The sequence below is a fragment of the Alteromonas nitratireducens genome (genome assembly GCF_040812025.1).
Lineage (GTDB): Bacteria > Pseudomonadota > Gammaproteobacteria > Enterobacterales > Alteromonadaceae > Alteromonas > Alteromonas nitratireducens.
Map to the genome: position 1 here is coordinate 57613 of NZ_JBFNPK010000014.1, position 18926 is coordinate 76538.

Consider the following 18926-nt stretch of genomic DNA (forward strand, 5'->3'; position numbering starts at 1 on the left):
CTAAGCTGATGATAGAAGCATGTGACAGTGAATTACAGATGCACACAACCACCTCAGCCTATTCATCAGACATTGTGCCGATTTTATCCGGTGGCGGCACACGCCTGTCCGCACATATCGGTATTCTGCAAGCGTTAAAAGACATGAATATTGCGTACTCGACACTGGTTGGGGTATCGGGGGGCTCTATTATTGCGTCGCTGTCAGCCTGCGGTTACAGCATCGACGATATGCTTAAACTAGCGGTTGATACTGACTTCAAACAATTCACTGAGTTCTCGCTGTACCGCCTGCTGCGGGAAGGCGGTCTGTCGTCCGGCAACCATTTCGAAAAGTGGATGGATACACAATTAGGCGGCATCACCTTCGCGGACTTACCAAAAAAACTGCATATCCTTGCAACCGACGTTAACGGCGGCGGACCGGTCTTGTTCAATGCCGCTCAGACCCCGGATATGAAAGTCTCCGAGGCCGTTCGTTATTCCATGTCGATACCGATTATTTTTGCCTTCAAACCGTTTAAGGAACACTTGCTGGTAGATGGCGCCATTCTGGCTGAAGATGCGCTGTTTGAAGACTGGCAGGGTGACGGAACACCGTCGGTCTGCTTCCGGCTACAGGCACAGCCACAGACCAAAACCCTGATAAAAAAAGGCGCGCTTCTGCTGCCTCAGTATATTTCCATGCTAATCAGAACGTTTATGACAGCAATTTCTCGCGAATACGTTAATGCCAAGTACTGGCATAACACCATTGTGATCCACACCGGAGATATTTCAGCCGTCGACTTTTCCATGTCTCCCGGGGACAAGCGCCGTCTGTTTGAACTGGGTTATGAGACTACGCGCGATTTCTTACCCAAAAAGCTCGCCAGTTTCCGTAACTATGCCATGAGCACGTCATTGTTTAATCAGGTGCTCAGGTAGCCACCCGCAGCCACGGCACTGTCTGTTATTTTCTGTTAATCAGCGCCAACAGCTCTTTTACCGGGACCGCGTAAGTAATCCCCGTGGGGGAGGACAACGCGCTTTCCTTGGTGTCCCTGACCAGCACTTTGCTGATCACACCTATCACCTCACCGGTGTCAGGCAAATATACCGGGCTACCGGAGTTCCCCGGATACGCTATCGCATCCAGCTGGTAGATCAGATCGGGTGCCTCAAGCCGTTCCAGCATTTTCAAAGACAGCTGCGATGAGTCGCGTGTGGGGATAGCATCGGGCGTGACGGCCGCCAGGACCCCGGTGTGCGTAGCATGATACAGGCCGTTAATCGCGCCAATAGGAAACCCGGTAAAGGCGATGGCACTGCCCGGACGCTCATAGTTCTTATCCGCCAGTGTCATTGCAGGCAGGGTTTCGTTGATGGTCAGCAGCGCCAGGTCGTGCTTGGGATCGACCTTATCTACCTTCGCCTTATACTGCATCACCTGACGTCCCTCACCACTTAATACGGTGTAATACTGGACGATGGTGGGATCGAGCACCTTTTCAACCACATGGTAATTGGTTACGACGGTGCGACCATCACCAATGACAAACCCGGTTCCCAGTACATTGGGCGCAGGACTGTCTAACGGAGAGTAAAGGCCAATGGCAACCACAGAAGGTGTTACCCGCTCAACCGTATCGGGCAATGACGATGCGTAACCAAAAGACGTGCTGACAGCCCATGTCAGCATCAGTAAAATGACTCTGTAACCGTATTTCATCCTTTTCTCCGTCACAGCGTCAGCAGGCTGACGTTGATGGATCGCGTTCACGCGATATGCGGTGATCTCTACTATAAGCCAGATCACCGACTTAATAAATGTTGCCGGCAGCTTTCCATTAGCCGGCTGGTACGTGATTTTTTCTACCCGGAACTTAGCCCCCTTTAAGTGGTGTAAAGCAATAAAACCGCTGCTATACTCAAATTCTGAAGTAGTTAGAGAGTACGGCGATGGAAAGGAATGGCTCGCGTTCAATGCTGGATAAACTCAGCAGCATGGTTGGCAAACAAAACCGGCTGGGTAAACTGCTGTCCGGTTATCAGAAGTTACGTGAAGCCAATTACATTTCTCAGCATTTCTCCAGCTATCTGACTCCTGTTCTGGCTGAAAACGACGCGCTTCGTTCAGAAGCCTACCGCATCCGTCATAATGTTTACTGTGAAGAGCTCAACTTTGAACCGGTGCGCGAAGACCAACAGGAAAAAGACGATTTCGACGCCTACTCGCTGCACAGCCTGATTCGTCATGCCGGAACCGGCGCCTATGCGGGCACGGTCAGAGTTGTGAGACCTCAGGAACCAGGTCAGTTACTTCCGATTGAAAAATACTGTCTGAACTCCATTACCGATAAAGAATTAAACCCGAGCAACTTCGATCGTAATGATGTGTGTGAGGTATCCCGCTTAGCCGTACCGAAAGACTTCAGACGCCGTCAGGCCGACCAGTTCCAGGGCGCGGCAACGGGTGTCATCAACCAGGCTACATACTCGGAAACCGAGCTTCGCTGCTTCCCATTTATTGCAATTGGTTTGTATTTCTCTGCTGCCGCGCTGATTGTAAACCGCAACATTGCCCATTCGTACGTGATGATGGAGCCAAGGCTGGCAAGAAGTATGAGCTTTGTGGGCATTAAGTTTAAACAGTTGGGGCCGGTGGTTGACTACCACGGCAAGCGTGCACCGTATTACATCAACCCAAGTCTGCTTTATGCTAACCTGTCCCCTAGTTTCCGGCTGATGCTGGAGCGGATTGAGGAAGCGCTCGAGAAAAGCGCTTCCTACTAACAAATTACCGTCAGATTTCGTCCTTGTAAAAGTCGAGGTACCACTCGACAAACCGACCAATACCCGTTTCGACTGGCGTCTGAGGACGGTAGTCGACATCCTTAACCAGGTCTTCCACATCGGCATAGGTATCAGGCACATCGCCCGGCTGTAGCGGCAGTAATTCTTTTTGTGCCGTTTTACCCAGCTTATTTTCAAGGTAAGTAATATAATCCAGCAATTCCGTGGGTGACTGGTTACCGATATTGTAAACCCGCCATGGTGCTTTACTGGTACCCGGATCAGGCGCCTTGCCACTCCAGTCAGGATTTGGCTGTGCCGTGTTGTCCAGTGTGCGGATGATCCCTTCAACAATATCATCAATGTACGTGAAGTCACGACGGTGTTTGCCATAGTTAAACACCTTGATGGGCTCATCATTCAGGATGGCCTTGGTAAACAGGAACAGCGCCATATCCGGACGACCCCACGGACCGTACACGGTAAAGAAGCGAAGACCCGTTGTTGGCAGGTTATACAGATGGCTGTAGGTATGTGCCATCAGCTCATTGGCTTTTTTCGATGCCGCATACAATGACAATGGATGGTCGACATTATCATGCACAGAAAATGGCATGGTTTCGTTCGCGCCATAAACAGAACTGGACGACGCATAGACCAGATGCTCGACCTTGTTATGGCGGCAACCTTCGAGAATGTTGGTAAAGCCGACAATGTTGGCATCAATGTAAGCGTGCGGGTTTTCCAGCGAATAACGCACACCGGCCTGGGCCGCGAGGTGAACCACCTTGTCGAATTTTTCCTGCGCAAACAGGTCAGCCATGTTGTCGCGCTCTGCGACGTCCATTTTAACAAACCGGAAGTTATCGGCCTGCTCATGCGCTTTGATACGATCAAGGCGCGCCAGTTTCAGGTTTACGTCGTAGTAATCATTCAGATTATCCAGTCCGACAACCTCATCGCCCCGTGACAATAAATACAGGCTGACGTGAGACCCAATAAAGCCTGCCGCCCCTGTCACTAATACTTTCATGTTTATTTCCTCTGTCAGGCCGCTTTACAGCCTGATATCCACATCCGCTTTATCGAAAACATATTTCAGGTCAAAGATAACGCACTTCTCTTTGCCAAGCTGACGCAGGTGTTTGCCACCCCATTCACGGAATTCATTGTGCGCCACGGCCAGCACGATTGCGTCGTACTTACCTTCTTGTGGTGCGTCAATCAGTGACACTCCGTACTCGTCCATCACCTCTTCCGATTCTGCCCATGGATCATAGATATCCACGTTCATGTGATAATCATTGAGTTCGGAAATCACATCGATCACTTTGGTGTTACGGATATCCGGGCAGTTTTCCTTAAAGGTAATGCCTAATACCAGTACGTTCGCACCATTTGCCATGATGCGCTCGTTCATCATTTTCTTCACCAGACGACTGACCACGTACTCGCCCATGTGGTCGTTGATACGACGTCCCGCCAGAATCACCTCAGGATGGTGACCAATCTCTTCCGCCTTGTGCGTGAGATAATACGGATCAACACCGATACAGTGACCACCGACCAGACCAGGACGGAACGGCAGGAAGTTCCACTTACTGCCGGCAGCCAGCAGAACTTCTTCAGTATCAATATTCAGACGGCTGAAGATCATCGCCAGCTCGTTGATCAACGCAATGTTCAGGTCGCGCTGGGTGTTTTCGATAACTTTTGCCGCTTCCGCCACCTTGATAGATGACGCTTTGTGGGTACCTGCGGTAATAATGCTGCGATACAGTGCATCGACTTTATCAGCAACCTCAGGGGTAGATCCTGATGTCACTTTAACAATGCTCTCCAGACGGTGCTTTTTATCACCCGGGTTAATCCGTTCAGGGCTGTAACCAGCAAAGAAGTCCTGATTGAATGTAAGTCCTGACAGAGCCTCGATAATTGGAATACAGTCTTCTTCTGTTGCGCCCGGATAAACGGTTGACTCGTACACAACTGTGGTGCCCTTACTGATCACGCTGCCAATCATTTCACTGGCTTTTCTCAGCGGGGTTAAGTCAGGTTGTTTATTCTTATCAATGGGGGTGGGAACGGTAACGATAATGTAGTCACAGGCTTGCAGGTCCTGCTTATCAAAACTGAACGTCAGGTGTGGCGTATCGGCCAGCTCTTCAGGCGAGACTTCCAGCGTATGGTCTTCACCCCGTTTTAATTCAGCGATACGTTTTTCATTAATATCGAATCCGACTGTGGCGTATTTCTTTCCAAACGCAACCGCCAGCGGCAAACCTACGTATCCCAGGCCAATTACCGCAATCTTCTCCTTACCCTGCAGAGCTGTCATTCTTATTCTCCTGATTTCTCTACCTGACGTTACAAAGGCTTACCGACCCTGTTTACCGCGTGCGCCTTTGCACCATCAGTCAGTGCATCCATCACTATTCACGCAGGCCCGGTCAGTGGTTTTGTAATCATACATTACCGTGCCACTGAAAAGGTAGCCACTTTAGCAACATATTCCTGTATTACTTCACTTTTCTTTATCCCATTGACGCAGAGAGTTGTTACTATGAGAGAAAATTGCAAAAACCTGCTTGCGCGGCTATATCATTAGGACGCTGCCGGGTGAGGCGACACACCAGGAAACGAGGACATATTGTGACTTTTTGCTATGAGGAAGCTTTTTCACGGAACATTGGCTGGGTAACGGAGCAGGAGCAGCAAAAGTTACGAAATATCAAAGTGGCCTGCGGCGGACTGGGCGGCGTGGGCGGCGATCACATGACCGTGCTGGCTCGCCTCGGCATTGGTAAGTTTCATATTGCCGATCTTGACGTATACGATCTGGCAAACTTTAACCGTCAGGCCGGTGCCTCCATGCGAACCATCGGAAAGCCCAAAGCAGAAGTGATGGAGGATATTCTGCGCGGGATTAATCCCGAAGCCGATGTAACCAATTTTAAAAACGGCATTACCCCGGAAAACCTAGACCAGTTTTTAGACGGTGTGGATATCTATGTCGACAGTCTTGATATCTTTGCTGTGGACATCCGTCGTAAGGTCTTTCAGGCCTGCTATGAAAAGGGTATCCCAGCGATTACCGCAGCCCCGATGGGCATGGGTACATCCATGCTGGTGTTTATGCCGGGCAAAATGAGCTTTGAGGACTACTTTTGTCTGGAAGGGCTGTCATTTGAAGACCAGATCATCGCCTTCGTCGCCGGCGTCTCGCCAGCCCTGTTACAGCGCCAGTATCTGATGAGCACAAAAACGGTTAATTTCACCCGGGAAGAAGCCAAAGTGCCGTCTACTTGTATGGGCATTTCGCTCGCTGCAGGTGTTTTGTGTACCAATGTACTCAAAATTGTACTGGGTCGGGGTGATGTCATTCATGCGCCCTGGGGCATGCATTTTGATGCTTACCGAAATAAGCTAAAGAAAACATGGCGTCCGTGGGGTAACCGAAACCCGCGTCAGGTTTTTTTACGCTGGTATATAAAGCGCCTGCTTAAGCAAACAGACCAGTAGCGTTGTCTAGTCCGGCTTATCGCTGACACTGAGCTCAATAGCCTGGTAGGCCAGACCGACATATTCTCTGAACGCCTTCGCCGCGTTATCCAGCTGTCTGGCGCTGGGCACATGCACTTTCCAGCGTATACCGGACGGCCCGGAGTGATCGACCGGAACTGGAATAACATTTATCCCATAGTGACGGAAGTAGTTAACTGCGCGCGGCATATGGCTGGCTGAAGTGACCAGCGCAATGTTTCTCCACCCCCCGGCGTATATTGCTCGGGCTTCCTGGTGCGTATTTTCGCCCTGCCCGATAACATGGATGTCTTCTTCATCCACCCCCAGATGTAACAGCAGAGTTCTCGCATGTTCAGCATAAGAATTTGGAGATTCCAGAATCATACCGCCAGTAACAATAATCGGCGTGCGATGGTGTTGATACATTAGTGCAGCCTGTAGCAAACGCTGCATTGAGCAACGAGGCCACTGGCTTATCTCTGGTAAGGTGACGTCGGGATAAGCAGTACAGCCAAGCACTGCAATGGCCTGTGACTGACGCCACTGCATACTGTCCGCTTTTACTGCCGGGTACTGTTGTTCCAGGGTATTCAGAAGTACCAGACTTGCAATGGACTGCGACCAAACCAGCCCCCAGAACACGGCCATGCCGGCTACCCATTTCGCCGCAGTGCGTTTGTCATTTCGACGCCAGAGCAGCCAGGCAAGTAAACCCAGCAGCAGACTCTGTACCAACGGAGAGATCAGGGCATGCGCAATCGGGCGAAGTACATAATCAATCATAGAACCACATTACGGTGTTACGGTCTTTGGATCAAAAAAAAGGCCGGACATTGTCCGGCCTTTTTGGGTATCACGTTATTTAATTAAGCTTTACGCTTACGTGCTGCTGCACCGAAGCCAATCAGGCTCAAACCCAGAACCGCGATAGTTGATGGCTCTGGAACATTCAGGCTGAAACGACCAGTGTGGTTAGCTGCCAGCAGAGCTGTGTCACCAGGTGCTGCGAACACGATGTCGCTACCTGAAGTTGGCAGACCGTTCAGGCCGGCAGTTACAGTCTGGTTGCTATCAAACAGAACGCGCTTGTCACCTGCTAACCAGTCAGACAGTGACATAGTTGTGCCATTCTGAGTCAGTGTGAAACCAGCACCTGCGCCGTTTTCCAGAGACGTTTCATCGATTTCACCCAGGAATACCTGCTTAGCCTGACCAAGTACCGGGTCATTACCACCAGACGCCAGGTCAATTGAGAACAGGTTGTTAAAGCCTGTGTCATACCAGCCAAACTGGATAGTACCGCTGGTGTAACGGAAACCTTCGCCATCCCAGTAACCCATCAGGTCGTTGAAATAGAAGCTGAAGATGTAATCCTGACCGTAATCAGCCGGCAGTGGGAATCCAGGGATAAAACCACTTACCAGGTTTTTGTCTACAGTTTCATAGTCAAGCGCTGTCAGCGGGCTTGCTGCACCCAGTGCGTCAAAGCCCATAGGACCGTAACCACCGAAAGACTGGATTGCGTCACCTACTGAGATAACGCCGTCACCGTCGCTATCTACAACAACTGACTGTGAGTTGTACGCGAATACAAATTCTTGAATAGGAACGTTGGAGTCACCAAACCCAAAGCTCCACTCAACATCAGAAGCAGACGCGCCAGTTGCTGCTACTGATAATGCTGCTGCGAGAATTAATTTTTTCATTTGTAGTCTCCACCGGACCTTGCTGATTTAAATTCCCTTAAACATATCCAATTAGCGTGCCAATTTTTAACTTTATGTTTTTAAAGGTTTTTTTATTTCCCTGTTTTTTCTTTGTAAAAAAAACTGACAACCTTTAATTGGTTAACTGCGTGTTCAGCGACTGATAACGCGTTGTACCTTTGTCCGTTTCTTTCACCTGAGCAAGCACCGCTGCAGCTCTTGCGGTGTTGCCCTCAGCAATCAGTGCTTCAGCATAATTCATCAGCAACGCAGGATCATAACGTCCCTTGTTATACGCCTGTTCAAAGAAAAACAGTGACTTCTTGGCATCCCCTGCTCTCAGTGTTGCCAGACCCAGCGTATCGAGCACAGATGGGTTTTCAGGCATAAGTTCAAATGCGCGTTTGGCCAGCGATTCAGCTTTAACGAAATCGCCCTGCCTTATCATGATGCCCGCCAGGTTATTGAGCGCAAACACGTTCTCAGGGTTGAGATCCAAAAGATAGTCGTACTGTTTAATGGCATCCTCTACATTTATTTTTGCCAGCAATGAGGCAAGCAGAGAACGCACCTTCTGATCATCAGGCTCTTCGTTAAGATAAACCTCTAATACCGATCGTGCTTTATCAATCTGGCCGTCAGCCCGCAATGCAAAAGAATACACTTCGGCACTCAGGGAATTATCATATTCATCATGAAACGCTTTAAGTTTGGGCAATGCCAGGGCAATCCGGCCTTTTGAAACATCAACAACTCCCTGAATACCCTGCGCCATTGGCGTAGTAGACCATGGCTCCGGGATTTTCCGGAAAATGCGCATCGCTTCTTCCAGGTTATTTTGTCTCAGTTCAAAATAGCTGTGCAGCAGGTGGAAAGGCTGAGGTGCCGCCACTTTTTCGGCTGCCCGCTTTGCTGTCAGCGCCGCGTTCGCATAATCCCCTACCAGATCATAGCCGGCAATCAGCTTCTGGTTAGCAATAATACTGGTTGGTTTTAACGCAACCCATTGACCAATCAGTTCTATAGCCTTATTTAACTGCCCGTTAAACGCCAGTGCATCGCTGTACACCATCCAATAAGAGTCTGGTAGCGGACCGTCTGTGTCTACCGACGCGAGTAAGGTTACCGCCTCACCAAAACGACGAGCCTGAACCAGTCGGGTGGCATAGGTGACCGCGAAGGTCGCGTTAGACGGGTTTGACTGAACGGCATTTTTCAGCAGCGAAAGTACGCGATGCTGATCACTGTCAGGCACCACTTCACTCAGTGCCTGCACTTTCAGCAAAGCGGCCAGGTTATCGGGTTTCGCGCTAAGGGCTTTTTCCAGCAATTCCAGAGCAACCAGTGGCTGACCGTCGTCTTTTGCTATATCACTCAGTCCAATCAGGGCCTCTGCGTTATCTGGCGACTCACTGAGCACACTCTCATAGGTTGCTCTAGCCTGGGCAGGCTGACCTACCTGTTTATAGACAGAGGCGGCGAAATTATTGGCATCAGCACTGTTATTCTGATGCTCCAGATAGACTGCAAGCTGATCCAACGCACTTTGCGTGTCTTTATTGACCAGGCTGGCAAGGATCAGGGCGCGTCTCGCCTCCGGTTGCTCCGGATCCATTTCAAGCGCTGTTTTTAAGTCGTTGACCCCTTCGCTGTCGTCCAGCGACAACTTCAGAATGCCTTTTTGTGTCAGTGCAGTGGGCGAATTAATCGCAGAGGCATCCAGACGCTTGAGCATAGTCAATGCTTCATCTTTGTTGCCTGTGCGGGTTAGAGAAAAAATATTGGAGGCGAGCAGGGAGAAGTCGGCCTCGGTCAAGGTATTCATATTCTCATAGGTTGCAGCAACATCGTTGTTATAGCCCAGTACGGTTTGTGTCAGGGCAAGCAGACGATGCGCATCATGATCCTGAGGTAATACCGATGACGCTTTCAAAAAATGAGAGTAGGCCTGTTCATAGTTTTGCAAACGGAAACTACTGGCGCCCGCTAACATACGATTGAATGGATCATCAAATCCTGCATTGATGGCTTTTTCAACGAATGTTTTGGCCGATTCAAAATCGTTTTTGTCAAAGCGCGCCATCGCCTTTATCTGATTCACGATGGGCTGATTAGGGTAGCGTTTGAGCAGTTCATCGCTAAGCGCTTCCGCTTTATCGGTTTGCCCATCGCGTATCAGTGCAGACGCGAGGTTCAGTTTCGCTGTTGGATTTGCGGGATACGTCTTAAGGTATGTTTCAAACGCACTCGCAGATTTACCAAATTCCCGCTTCGAAAGGTAAATACTCCCTTTCATGAAATTCGCCTCTGGCAGCAATGGCCGCTCTGCCAATATTTCCTCTACCAGCTGCAGTGCCTGATTGTCGTCACCATTGCTCAGCACAAGATAGGCATGAGCAAGTTTGGTAAACACAATTCCCTTAAGCGCACCAGACTCTTCATTGTAAACAGTGTCTGCTTTTGCCTGCTCGCGTTTGGTGACCAGCGCAAAAATACGGTAGGCAAGAAGCTCCGCTTTTACTTCCTCACCCAGGCCGCTGGCGTAATCCGTCAGGTCAAGGATCTCATCCAGTTTATTCTGCTGTTTGAACGCCTGGAGTAACTGCGGCAGAACTTTGTTTTTGTCGTCACCATTCTCAAGCGCTTTTACCAGCTCTTTTTCGGCCAGCGCCGCATCACCCAGAATAAGATAGCTCTGACCAAGCAACCTGTGTGCTTCTGCCAGTTCAGGTCGTTCAGCAACAACGTTCTTTAATGTAATTGCGGCGGCGTTGAAATCGCCAGACTGAATCTGTGAACGGGCCGCAGCCACTTTATCTTCAGATGATTGTTGTGAGCATGCCGTGAGGCTGATTGCGATCCCGAGTGTGATTGCGCTGAGCGTTTTCATTTTTAATTCCTTTATCTACGCCTTTCTGCTGAAATTATCGTATCAAGTATTGTGGCTGGCTGAAATATAAACATGCCAGTGGTGAGTCAGTGAGTGACCTCTTCGATGACCACATCAGCCATTACTGGCCTGTGGTCTCCGGCCATTGCGCCAAGGACGTGTGCGTTTTTTACCAACACGGATTCATTAACAATAACATGATCAATTCTTACCCCGTGCCAGCGGGTGAATTTGGTGTAGTTTATGCCCGCAGATGCAAGAGATACAGCGTTTTTAAACTCTCCCAGGTGATACTGATATTCTGCTTCAGAGGTTTTAGTATTCAGGTCCCCTAGCACAATGACGGGTTTCTTACTCATTAACAGCGCCTGAATAACACCTAATTCCGTATGCTTTACATACTGATACTGAGCGACATCATCGCTGTCGAAGTCTAAAAACGGTCTTCTCCCCAATGCGTCACGAGGGGTTTCAAGGTGCGTGTTAACCACGGTAACGCCCCCCGTCCCTACCTCTACGTCGTAGGCCGCCGCGAAGTCTCCCCAGTCGTTGAAAAAGCGGCGCCCATAGTTTTGCTTAAGCCTTAATGGATATTGCGTTGCCAGGCATAAATGTGCTGTGCAGTGCGTATTCCAGCTACCAGCGAAAATGGCGTCCATATCCGACTGTCGGGTTTCCTGAATCGCAATAATGTCCGGTTTATGCTGGTCAATCAGCCCTTTAATGGCAGCGGGCGACACGCCCCCACCCCGGTTAAACGTCATGACAGACAGCGTTGTATCTTGTGAGGGCTGCTTAAAAAACAGGTTACTTTGCACATCCTGCACCGCAACGGTTCCGACAAATAGCGTTACAGTGGCGAGGCGAGACAACAAAGAGACGCGCCAGGCCAGAATGACGGCCACTGCCGCGGGGATCAGCCAGAGCCAGAGTGGTCCGTAGTTAAGCGCCACAATCAGGTAATAAAGTTCTGCAGGTGGCTCATGCCAGAAGTAACCAACAACGAATAACAACAACACGGAAACAGTAATGGATACGGATCCCCACCGTAAAAACTGCTTCATTGCCCGGTCATGTCCTCGCAGGAACGCTGGCACGGGCGCCATTGCCATACCACACGGGATATTGCTGGTTCAGAAAAGACCTGTGTCAGCCTGGCTCGTTTCAGCGCGCCTACTGACGTGTAGTGATTATCCGCAAACTCAAAGCGGTAGCGAACCTCTATAGTTTGCAACGTGCGCTTGTTTCGGAGCCGGTAAACACGCCACGCATCATCTGTTTTATCTTCTTCGATATGCCAGCCTGGCGGCAGGAACTGATTTTCGTAATAGCTGGGTTTACCGTCCAGCCAGTTCCCAAGAAATGTGAAGGTCGTCTGAGTATAGTCACCCCCATCGCTCTGCAGGGTTTCGGTATGTTCTGATGACACATGATGGAATACCGGATAGATACGCGCTTCAGAGGTTTGCCCCGCAGGCTCTTCAGCCATCACCTTATGGGTAACACTGGTTCCCAGCACAACCGAGATAACGCCTGCCAACAGCGCAGCGGCAACAACTGACGGGGATAAAGCCGTCAGCGCCGGCGACATTTCTGCGCGTGAGGCATCGTCGGCTTTGGCGGCAATCTTGTTTCCGACATGATAAAAAAGAAACATGAAGGGAATATACAGATACCAGCCGAACATATTGTGATCTTCCATCAGGCTGCTCTGCATATCAGTGACATGACCAATAACAATGAGCGCTGCAATACGCACCCAGTTAGTTACCAGCGCCCCTGCAATAGCAAGTAAAAATAACTTAACCGCGCCCGACGTTTGCCTGACAAACATAAAATTGTAAATGCTGGCAATGGCAAGAGACACAATCATATAACGTAAACCACTGCAGCCATCTGCAATTTCAAACGTTCCTTCCGGGATCTGTACGTACACACCCTCAACAAATACCGGAATTCCGGTCAGTTGCATCATATTAGACACCACCAGCACAGACAGTGACTGCAGCAGCGCAGATAACGTGCCCCAAACCGGCAAAAGGAAAATCAGGTAGCCAAGTGGAAAAACGGTCGCCAGTGAAAAACGAAAAACAACCAACGGCAAGGTGCACATCACCATTAACCACGACATCCAGTATCCCAGACTGATTTGTGCTTTCGCAGTAAGGTAAAGCAGGCCGCAGGCGATAAATGTCAGTATCAGCCATGCCAGTGAGGGTGAGCGTCTGAATTGCAGCCGATGTTCATTCACAGACAAATAAACCAAATAGGCTGAGATAAATGGGATGAGAAATGCGTGCGAGTACGTTCCATCATCAAAGCTGTGTATCCATACGGTTTGCAGCAGCGGCATGTTAGCAAGGCATATCACCACTGCAATCATCAGCATGGCCGCCAGTTGTTGTTTTTTCGTGCTCACTTTCACAATATCCGTTCCATCATCCATGGCAATTCTGCCGTTGTTGAATACACCCACCCAAACCGACGCGGTGGTTTAAGGCGAACTGCCGATTTCCGTGCACTGTCGGCTTTTATTTTCACCAGCGATAAGCCGTCCCGGCAGAGTGTCGCCAATAGCGAAAAGGTATCACCCAACCGATCTTTTTGTTGCACTGGTTCCGAACCGGCCAGCATGCCTTTACCCACCATACTGGCAACTTCGCAGATATGCTGAGGGTCAGTCCATACATTTTGCTCGGTAACCGAATTCTCAGCAAAGGCGCGCAAATAGTGTGGCGCGGTAACAACCTCACCGTTTCTTCGCGTCCCTTCATACAACCCATACTCTTTAATGAATTCAGCAAATGTCTGAAGCAGTTGTTCGGCCTTAGGACTGTCGGTCAGTAACGTTACACGCCAGAGCGCATCAGCAAGTAACGCCATCATCCAGGGAGAGCAAACCGCAACATCTCCCCCCTTGCCTTCATGCGACTGCAAGGTGTGCTGCGGGCATGAGCGAAAGGGCCAGTCGTTTACCGGCCTGAACGTCATTTTATAGGTTGCGTCGATTATGGCATCAATCCGTGCTTTGGCGTCATCACTGCCGGTTAGTTCCCAGTAAGCGATGGCTGTGTTCAGCACCGCCGCCTGGTTTCGCTCTGTCCAGAACCCGCGTCCGACATCATAGTCAGGGTCCCATTCCAACGAGGCATGATATTGCCGGGTTACCGCGTCGCGAATATCATCATCACCGTAAAGTAAAAAGTAATACGTCAGCCCACGACTCATGATGTATTTGACGTCTGGCCGTGACGTCAGACCGAAAAAGCCCTCCTCGGTGATGTTAGCCACATAGAAATTGGCGTAACGCACCGCCTGGCGCAGTGCCCACCGGTCGTTATTAAGCAGGTACATCTGAAAGAAGCTTTGCGGCTTGTCGTAAAGCCAGTGTGAGGCTTTCGTTATGGGATAGTTGTCCTTTTCCATCTCCAAATCATCGGCAATATATCTGGCATGCAATGTCATTGCGTCCCGATACCAGTCGGCCTCATCAACTATCAGCGTATTGAGTAACACGACCTGCTGCAACCAGGGCATAGTGACCCCGGCGCGTTCTGTGTTGGTCAGCGTGCCCCAAAAAGGCCTGATTGCGGCATCTGCAGACTGCCATGTAATGGTGTACTGCCCCGCATCCAGCGGTTGAGCCGGCTCAATGACGAGCAATCTGACGTATTCAACCTCTCCGGTTTTCGGCCATGCCAGCCTGGAATAAAACGTTGCAGAAACAGGCTTCCCCTGATGGCTCAGCGTGACATCGGCTTTTACCGGGATATGATTTTTGATGACAGGAAGCAGAATGCGACTTGCGGTGTGTTCAGCGACAGAAAAAGAAATGGGCTGCGATGCCATGGCATGACAGGATATCAGCAACAGTAGTAGTGGTAATACCATCACGCTATTTCGCACGATAACTCTCCCATGGTGCACTAGCGATAAAGTGCCTCAAACCGGTCTGACGTCGCTCTTAAGGAAAACTGACTGATGACTTTTTGACGACCGGCTTGCCCCATCTGCATTGTGCGCCTTCTGTCTGCCGCCATTTTCAGCAGTGCGTCGGCAAGCGCGTGTTTGTCTCCGTATTCAAAAAGGATACCATTGATATCAGGCTCGACTAAGCGTGGGTTTCCTCCAACATTAGTTGCCAGCAATGCGCGTTCAAATGACATCGCCTCAATCATCGCAAGCGATAACCCTTCGGTTTCACTGGTCACACAAAGCACATCAATGTTGTTGTAGATTTGCTCACGATCACTCACCATGCCGTGAAACGTGACAGGAACGTCTGGCAGATTCTGCGTCGCATAGGCGGTTAACTCTTCCCGGCAAGGACCGTCACCGTAAAAATGAATATCAAAACCTGTGCGTTGGTCCGGTGACATCGCCGCCAGAGTCTCGAGCAGGTGAATTTGTCCTTTTAATGCTACCATCCGACCGACAGAACCGATTCGTAATCGACCAGTTTGTCTGACTGCCTCTCTGCTTTTCATCGCATCAGTATCAATACCATTATCAATTACCTCAACCGGCATGCCCGTCCATTTGTGCTCAGATACAAAAATATCCCGACCTTCTTCTGAGACGAATGTCACAGCTGATACATAAGAACGACTAAACTGATGCAGCATTTTCCATCGCTTACTGCTCAAACTTCTTGCACCATGCCGGGTGTAAATTATCTTCCGGGAGCTAAGCAACGGAAGTAATGGGGATAGTAATTTCAGTGCATGGGGAGAATGAACGTGTATGACAGAGGCGCGCCTAAGCAAATAGTAGGCTTTAAGGAACCGCCAGCCGCGTTTGCGACTTACTGTATAGGTGGGGATATTTTTACTTCTGCTTTCCGTCACCAGTTCGTCGTCTGATGCTCCCAGCGAAAAAATTGCGGGTTTATGTCCCTCTTTTTGCTGAATCTGGCACAGATCAATAACGAAACGCTCTGCCCCTCCGACTTTTAAACTGGACACAATATGAATAATTTTGCGGGCAGCGCTGCTTTCTGACACGACGTTTCTTACTTCTTAGCATTGTTATTTGCCTATCATCTTATCAATCAAAAAATTATGCAAATACCACAGAAGACTGTGTATGCTATGCATATAGAGCTTGTCTGACGTTTACGACGCCACTTTTCATTTCTTTTTTGCCCGGGGCAAACTATGAAAAACTCGTTCAAACACGCAGTCCTTTCCCTGGCATCGTTACCTGTGGTTAAGCCGCACGATGTGACCAGCAGAATGCTCATCGATCTTAATCAGAATCTGGATGCGGAAAGTGCCCGCAGAGTAATTGAGACATTTTTCGGCAACACGCCCTATGACGCTCTGGTTCATGCCGCCGGATTTAATCCTCGACAAACTTTTTCTGGCAAAAAACGGTTAATACAGCACACGCCATCTTTTCATTCTCCCAAAGAGATATTTTTTTCACGTCTGTTACTGCGCTGCTCTGCAGTCAATCAGGTGTCACTGGACCTGATGCGGTTTAATAAAGGGGGCGCTATTCCCCCCCATGCGCATGTTGGCGTTGCCTCCGGTTTCTATGTCCTGCAGGGCGCAGTCCGCATTCAGCACTATCATGTAGATGAATACAAAAACGATGGCGTGCATGCTCACAGAACCATTGACCGCCGGCTCGACGCTGGCATGTTTACCACCAATTCAGATGAAAAAGACAACATACACTGGCTGGAGAGTGTGGAAGACGATACCGTTTTGTTCCGGGTTAACAAACTGGGTATTCCGAGCCGGCTGGAGAATATGCTGACAGCAGGCCGGTTGTATGTTGATCCGACTGCAGTTTCAGACACAACCGGTATGATACCGTTTGTCAGTATGCAGGATGCGCGGACACTGCGAATGGCACCGGCAAACTTGTCATAATGGACACCATCGGAAAAGGAGATCTGACAATGCCAAGGATAATGGAGATAGTACAAAGCCTCGGAAAAGGCGGCAGAACAACACGGTTTGCCGATACGGTAGCAGGGCTGCGTGAACGAGGTCACACGGTATTCCCGGTCTGCTTTGAGCCTCCAGCCCCGTGGGTCAATATTGACGGTATATCAGTTATCCCGCGGCATTCGCTCAAAATCGCCACAGTATGGCGCTTATGCAGGTTCATTCGCGCACAAAACATTGAACTTATTCACGCGCACTGTGAATGCAGCCAATTATACGCAGGTGTCGCCGCAAAACTTTGTGGCATTCCGATGGTATCGACATTCCATCGTTCCGACATCTCAAAATACCAGCCTTCGCTTTCCAACAGTATCATCCGCTGGTGCAGCAACGCCTGTGTGGCGGTAAGTACAGAGCGTGCAACCTTGCTTGATGAAAAGCTGAAAATACCGGCATCACAACGTTTTGTGGTGCATGGAGGTACGCGCGTCACGACCCCGCCTAACCCCGAAAAGAAGCAGGTTGCAAAACAGCAACTTGGTCTTGATGAGCAACAGTTTCATTTGCTTAGCGTGGGTCATTTGGGAGAAATCAAAGGCCATAAAGATACAATCAGCGCCCTTGCAGCATTGCCGGACGCATTGCGCTCCCGCACTATGCTCCACATCGCAGGCAGCGGGACTGTCGAGGAAGAGAAAAGTGTACAGCAACATATCTCAGCACTTGGCATGGATAACCAGGTACAGCTTCTTGGGCAAATAACCAACGTCGGGCGATGGCTGACTGCCTGCGATTTGTTTGTTCTCCCCTCTCATGAAGAAGCCTTTGGACTAGTATTCATTGAAGCCGGTGCCAATGAGCTTGCGACAGTAGCGACCCGTGTGGGCGGCATTCCTGACATTATTGAACATGAAAAAACTGGTTTGCTGGTACTGCCTGGCCATGCCGAACAGCTCGCCGGTGCACTGGCCCGCCTGATAGAGGATGAAGACCTTCGCCGGACTATGGCAAAAAATGCCTACCAGCGCGTTGCATCACAGTTTTCCACTGATAATATGATTGAACGTTATCTGAACATTTTTCACCGGATTTATTCCCATAGTTAGGGCATCGTTATGGACATGAACCTCGCAAACGCACAAGTGACAGTAGTGATAACGCCACGTGACCGTTATTCAGGCATTATCGAGTGCATCGAAAATCTGTACAAAGTCACTCGCCAGCCTTTCTACCTGAAGGTACTTGACCTCGATTACCCAAAAGCGCTCAAAAAGGCGATTGTTGCTAAACTGGCAGATCTTCCTAATGCTGAGGTACTTGAATACGGAAAAATTATTCCAATGGAGGCGTTACGCAACGTAAGGGATTCGATAACAACGCCGTATACGATGTTACTGGATAATGACTCAAACGTAACCGAAGGATGGCTGGAGCCGCTACTGGAAACCGCCAAGCAGGAACATGCAGCAATTGTTAACCCGTTAACGCTCGAAAAAGAAGGCGTCGATGACGGTGCAGAGCTGCGCAATCATTTGTATACCAATGAAATTCGCATCATCAATGTGGAAGGTGAAGATTATCTGATTGAGGATAAACACTATCGCAGAGCGTTACCAGAAGACATTCCGAATGAGGTTGCGCCGTCAGAAATGTTCGAACTTCATGGCGTGTTATTTGACACTGAGGTTCTGAAAACCATTGAGCTACCTCAAATGGTGATTCGTGAGCATATCGACATTGGCATTCAGATTAAGCGCATGGATCGAAAAATTCTTACTCAGCCCAAATCCGTTGTTATTTTTGACAATCTGGGCACGCGAATGGAATTTGATGACATGGCGTTTTTTAATTTTCGCTGGGGCAAAAAGCTGACCTGGGCCTCCTCCCGTTTGTTTGAAGAGCGTTGGGGTTATAAATTTTACGCGGAACAGGCCATGTACCACTGGGTTTTCCGCCGCAAAATTTTCCTGTTTTGCCGCTGGTTACATTTGCCTATTTCCACATCTAACCTGATCACCCGCGTATTTGCGAAACTAAAAACCATGATCAAGCCGGTCTGGGATCCGGTAAAGAATCCCATCGCGCAATCGCAGAATTATTACTCCGCGAAAGGGATCTGACATGACCGGCAAGG

The 18926-nt window shown here is 49.6% G+C and carries 16 protein-coding genes; 6 read left to right on the forward strand and 10 right to left on the reverse strand.

Annotated elements, in window-relative coordinates; all coding sequences use genetic code 11:
* Window positions 1-38 precede the first annotated feature (38 nt).
* Complete coding sequence (locus AB1N33_RS12530) at window positions 39-926, forward strand: patatin-like phospholipase family protein (protein ID WP_411271896.1); 888 nt, start codon at window positions 39-41, stop codon at window positions 924-926.
* Between the two features lie 25 nt (window positions 927-951).
* Here AB1N33_RS12530 and AB1N33_RS12535 read toward each other — a convergent pair whose 3' ends face one another.
* A complete protein-coding gene (locus AB1N33_RS12535; RefSeq protein WP_411271897.1) occupies window positions 952-1710 on the reverse strand; it encodes a S1 family peptidase in 759 nt (252 codons plus the stop codon).
* Window positions 1711-1940: 230 nt separating this feature from the next.
* On the opposite strand from AB1N33_RS12535, the gene AB1N33_RS12540 reads away from it, so the two are divergent.
* A complete protein-coding gene (locus AB1N33_RS12540; protein WP_411271898.1) occupies window positions 1941-2774 on the forward strand; it encodes a PEP-CTERM/exosortase system-associated acyltransferase in 834 nt (277 codons plus the stop codon).
* A gap of 10 nt (window positions 2775-2784) precedes the next feature.
* Here the strand turns inward: AB1N33_RS12540 and AB1N33_RS12545 are convergent, their stop codons facing one another.
* Together AB1N33_RS12545 and tviB are read right to left on the reverse strand one after the other, a co-directional pair.
* On the reverse strand, window positions 2785-3807 hold the full coding sequence (locus AB1N33_RS12545; protein ID WP_411271899.1) for an NAD-dependent epimerase: 1023 nt from the start codon (window positions 3805-3807) through the stop codon (window positions 2785-2787).
* 24 nt (window positions 3808-3831) lie between these two features.
* Window positions 3832-5112, reverse strand: coding sequence for a Vi polysaccharide biosynthesis UDP-N-acetylglucosamine C-6 dehydrogenase TviB (gene tviB / locus AB1N33_RS12550; protein WP_411271900.1), 1281 nt, complete (start codon window positions 5110-5112; stop codon window positions 3832-3834).
* Between the two features lie 314 nt (window positions 5113-5426).
* On the opposite strand from tviB, the gene AB1N33_RS12555 reads away from it, so the two are divergent.
* Window positions 5427-6296, forward strand: coding sequence for a ThiF family adenylyltransferase (locus AB1N33_RS12555; RefSeq protein WP_411271901.1), 870 nt, complete (start codon window positions 5427-5429; stop codon window positions 6294-6296).
* 6 nt (window positions 6297-6302) lie between these two features.
* Here AB1N33_RS12555 and AB1N33_RS12560 read toward each other — a convergent pair whose 3' ends face one another.
* From AB1N33_RS12560 to AB1N33_RS12590, 7 genes are all read right to left on the reverse strand, one after another.
* Window positions 6303-7082, reverse strand: a complete 780-nt coding sequence (locus AB1N33_RS12560; protein WP_411271902.1) for a YdcF family protein — start codon at window positions 7080-7082, stop codon at window positions 6303-6305.
* Between the two features lie 83 nt (window positions 7083-7165).
* Window positions 7166-8005 carry a PEP-CTERM sorting domain-containing protein gene (locus AB1N33_RS12565; RefSeq protein ID WP_411271903.1) on the reverse strand — a complete coding sequence of 280 codons (840 nt, stop codon included), beginning with the start codon at window positions 8003-8005 and terminating at the stop codon, window positions 7166-7168.
* A gap of 133 nt (window positions 8006-8138) precedes the next feature.
* Window positions 8139-10895 (reverse strand): XrtA/PEP-CTERM system TPR-repeat protein PrsT, encoded by a 2757-nt coding sequence (gene prsT, locus AB1N33_RS12570; protein WP_411271904.1) that lies wholly within the window; start codon window positions 10893-10895, stop codon window positions 8139-8141.
* A gap of 86 nt (window positions 10896-10981) precedes the next feature.
* Window positions 10982-11959, reverse strand: a complete 978-nt coding sequence (locus AB1N33_RS12575) for an endonuclease/exonuclease/phosphatase family protein (RefSeq protein WP_411271905.1) — start codon at window positions 11957-11959, stop codon at window positions 10982-10984.
* Entirely contained in the window at window positions 11956-13341 is a 1386-nt protein-coding gene (xrt, locus tag AB1N33_RS12580) for an exosortase (protein WP_411271906.1), read from the reverse strand. The genes AB1N33_RS12575 and xrt overlap by 4 nt, the downstream gene beginning before the upstream one ends.
* On the reverse strand, window positions 13317-14801 hold the full coding sequence (locus tag AB1N33_RS12585; protein ID WP_411271907.1) for a hypothetical protein: 1485 nt from the start codon (window positions 14799-14801) through the stop codon (window positions 13317-13319). The genes xrt and AB1N33_RS12585 overlap by 25 nt, the downstream gene beginning before the upstream one ends.
* A 20-nt stretch (window positions 14802-14821) precedes the next feature.
* Window positions 14822-15898, reverse strand: coding sequence for a glycosyltransferase family 4 protein (locus AB1N33_RS12590; protein WP_411271908.1), 1077 nt, complete (start codon window positions 15896-15898; stop codon window positions 14822-14824).
* A gap of 153 nt (window positions 15899-16051) precedes the next feature.
* Here AB1N33_RS12590 and AB1N33_RS12595 point away from each other — a divergent pair, with 153 nt between their 5' ends.
* From AB1N33_RS12595 to AB1N33_RS12605, 3 genes are read left to right on the forward strand one after another with little or no spacing between them, the layout of a single operon-like run.
* The gene (locus tag AB1N33_RS12595; RefSeq protein WP_411271909.1) at window positions 16052-16774 is read left to right on the forward strand and encodes a cupin domain-containing protein; all 723 of its coding nucleotides are present in this window, start codon (window positions 16052-16054) and stop codon (window positions 16772-16774) included.
* 29 nt (window positions 16775-16803) lie between these two features.
* Complete coding sequence (locus AB1N33_RS12600) at window positions 16804-17898, forward strand: glycosyltransferase family 4 protein (protein ID WP_411271910.1); 1095 nt, start codon at window positions 16804-16806, stop codon at window positions 17896-17898.
* A 9-nt stretch (window positions 17899-17907) separates the two neighbouring features.
* Window positions 17908-18912, forward strand: coding sequence for a glycosyltransferase family 2 protein (locus AB1N33_RS12605; protein ID WP_411271911.1), 1005 nt, complete (start codon window positions 17908-17910; stop codon window positions 18910-18912).
* Window positions 18913-18926 lie beyond the last annotated feature (14 nt).